Source organism: Alcanivorax sp. HI0083, assembly GCF_001635175.1.
In genome coordinates this window covers 1-2766 of sequence record NZ_LWFX01001227.1, presented here as the reverse complement: position 1 = coordinate 2766, position 2766 = coordinate 1, and the positions used below count along the sequence as shown (strand labels likewise).

At 57.1% G+C, this 2766-nt stretch carries 3 protein-coding genes; 1 reads left to right on the top strand and 2 read right to left on the bottom strand.

The window, feature by feature from the left end; translation table 11 throughout:
• Window positions 1-1300, bottom strand: a 1300-nt coding sequence (gene uvrC, locus A3754_RS17850; protein ID WP_063520782.1) for an excinuclease ABC subunit UvrC, incomplete at its 3' end; no start/stop codon positions are given.
• Between the two features lie 81 nt (window positions 1301-1381).
• Complete coding sequence (uvrY, locus tag A3754_RS17845) at window positions 1382-2035, bottom strand: UvrY/SirA/GacA family response regulator transcription factor (protein ID WP_063520781.1); 654 nt, start codon at window positions 2033-2035, stop codon at window positions 1382-1384.
• 273 nt (window positions 2036-2308) lie between these two features.
• Here uvrY and A3754_RS17840 point away from each other — a divergent pair.
• On the top strand, window positions 2309-2766 hold a 458-nt coding region (locus A3754_RS17840; RefSeq protein ID WP_304439844.1), incomplete at its 3' end, for a carbon starvation CstA family protein.

Sequence of the window (2766 nt, the reverse complement as noted above, 5' to 3'; positions counted from 1 at the left end):
CCGCCGGGTTCACATTAAAGTGGCGATACTCCTGCTTGCGTGCCCCTTGCTGGTCAAACACCACGCAGGACGCCACGGCTTTCTCGCCTTGTGTATGGCTAATATCGAAACACTCAATACGCCGCACCGGATCGCTGCTTTCCAGCAGCGTTTCCAGGGCCAGAAAGCGAGCCTCCATGTGTTCGCGTGCCGCCAGTTCGGCCGCCATGGACTGCTGGGCGTTGGTTTGCGCCATGGTGATCCAGGCGGCACGATCACTGCGCACCCGCCACGCCAGCCGGACTTTCTTGCCCCACTGGCTTTCCAGTGCCTGCTGCAACGCTTCAGCGCCCGCAATATCCATACTCAGCAGGATTTCCTGCGGCTTGACCGGGTCTTCCCTGTCGCCCAAATAATATTGCGAGAGAAAGGCTTCAAGAATTTCGCTGCTATCTTCCTCTCCCCGGGTATCCGGACGAAAGGTTCGGTGGCCAAGGATGCGGCCATCACGAATCATCAGCACTTCGATCACGGCCAGGCCATGGCGGGTTTCAATCGCAACCACATCCAGATCACCCTGCCCGGTTTCCGCGTACTGCTTTTGCTGCACGGACTGAATGGCGGCCAATTGGTCCCGCAGGATCGCCGCTTTCTCGAACTCCAGCGCCAGGGATGCCGCCTCCATATCGTCACTGAGCTGCTCCACCACTTCCCGACTGCGTCCATCCAGGAAATCCGCCGCCATTTTTACCTGGCGCGCATAATCGGCTTCACTCACCAGCCCTACGCACGGTGCCGTGCAACGATTGATCTGGTGCTGGAGGCAGGGACGGGTGCGGTTACGGAAATAGCTGTCGCTACAATTGCGGACCTGGAACACTTTCTCGATCAACGACAGGGCTTCACGTACCGCCCCACCACTGGGATAGGGGCCAAAGTACTGGCTGCCAGCCCGGCGTGTACCGCGATGAAAGGTGACGCGGGGAAAACGGTCGGCGCTGGTGATACGGATATACGGGTAGGATTTGTCGTCGCGCAGAAGAATGTTGTAAGGAGGTTTCAACTCCTTGATCAGCGACTGCTCCAGCAGCAGCGCTTCCGCCTCACTGCCGGTCACTGTTGTCTGGATATCACGAATTCGCCCGACCAGTGCCCGGGTTTTCGCACTGGATACATTCTTCTGGAAGTAGCTGTTCAGGCGCGCCTGAAGATTACGCGCCTTGCCCACATACAAAACACCCCCGTCCCCGTCCAGCATACGGTAAACGCCGGGCTTTCGGGCACAGTGAGTGAGGAAGTGTTTGGCATCGAAATCAGACAAGGGGGATATCTCAAAACAGATTGGCAAACAGAAAGTGTATCAGCCCTGCCCTGATGATTTCCCCCTGTAGCGAAGCGGCAATCAGGGGGCTGTGTTTTCTACCGCATCGAGCATGCCGTGACGCACGGCCAGCAACGCCATTTCCACATCGCTGGTCACACCCAGCTTGTCGAAAATACGGTACCGGTAGGTGTTCACGGTTTTCGGTGACAGGCAAAGTTTGTCTGCCACATCCTGCACTTTGTGGCAATTCACGATCATCATCATGATCTGCAGTTCGCGCTCGGAGAGCATATCCAGCTGCGAGCCCTCATCACCGGTATAGGGCTTGAGCGCCATGGCCTGAGCGATTTCCGGGCTGATATAGCGCTGGCCGGTAGCCACCACCTTGATAGCGCGCACCATTTCTTCCAGGTCGGCACCCTTGGTCATGTAACCGGCGGCACCGGCTTTCATCAGGCGGGAGGGAAACGGTTCTTCTTCGCACATTGTGACAGCGATAACGCGGACACCTTCGTCAACGCGTAACAGTTTGCGGGTGGCCTCAAGCCCTCCGATCCCTGGCATTTTCAGGTCCATCAGGACCACTTCCGGTGCCAGCTCTCTGGCCATTTGCACGGCGAGCTCACCTGAATTTGCCTCACCGACGACCCGCAGGCCATCCACTTCGTCCAGCATACGAGCAATGCCGGTACGGACCAGATCATGGTCGTCCACTACCAATACTTTGATCATTACTGCATCCCCCGGGTAGTTCCTTTACCCGTCAATGTTCTTTTTTCTGATGATTTGTAGACACAAGAATACCGTTTGTCCACAGGCGTGCATAGGGCGCTGTTAACAAACGATGACACGGTTTTCCACGTCCTGTTACGTTGGCGCCATTAGCCTTTAGTCGCGTTGACCGCCCAGTCAAAAAAGCGAACCATATAGGCACCATTGCCAGCATCCAGCTGGCCGCTGATCAACACGGCTAACAACGTCGCCAACAATGACAAAAGGCAACCCATGAGCGCAATCATTTTGCTCCTGCTGGGGCTGGGTGGCATGGCCGCCGGCTACTTCGTCTACTCCCGCTTTATTGCATCACGGATCTACAGACTGGACCCGGATTTCCGCACCCCGGCCCACGAATTTGAAGACGGCGTGGATTTCGTGCCCACCAACCGGTATGTGCTGTGGGGCCACCATTTCACTTCTGTTGCCGGTGCAGCGCCGATTGTCGGTCCGGCCATTGCCGTTATCTGGGGCTGGCTGCCCGCCTTTCTCTGGGTGGTCTTCGGCACGATCTTCTTTGCCGGCGTACACGACAGCGGCGCCCTGTGGGCCAGCGTCCGCAACCGGGCCAAATCTGTTGGCGCACTCACTGGCGAAGTCGTCGGCAGTCGCGCACGCACTGTCTTCATGATTGTTATCTTTTTGGTGCTGTTAATGGTGAACGCTGTGTTTGGCGTCGTCATTGCCAA

What these genes read in the sequence shown, in the direction of transcription:
- uvrY (WP_063520781.1), bottom strand. Translation starts at nt 2,035, where the DNA reads ATGATCAAAGTATTGGTAGTGGACGACCATGATCTGGTCCGTACCGGC.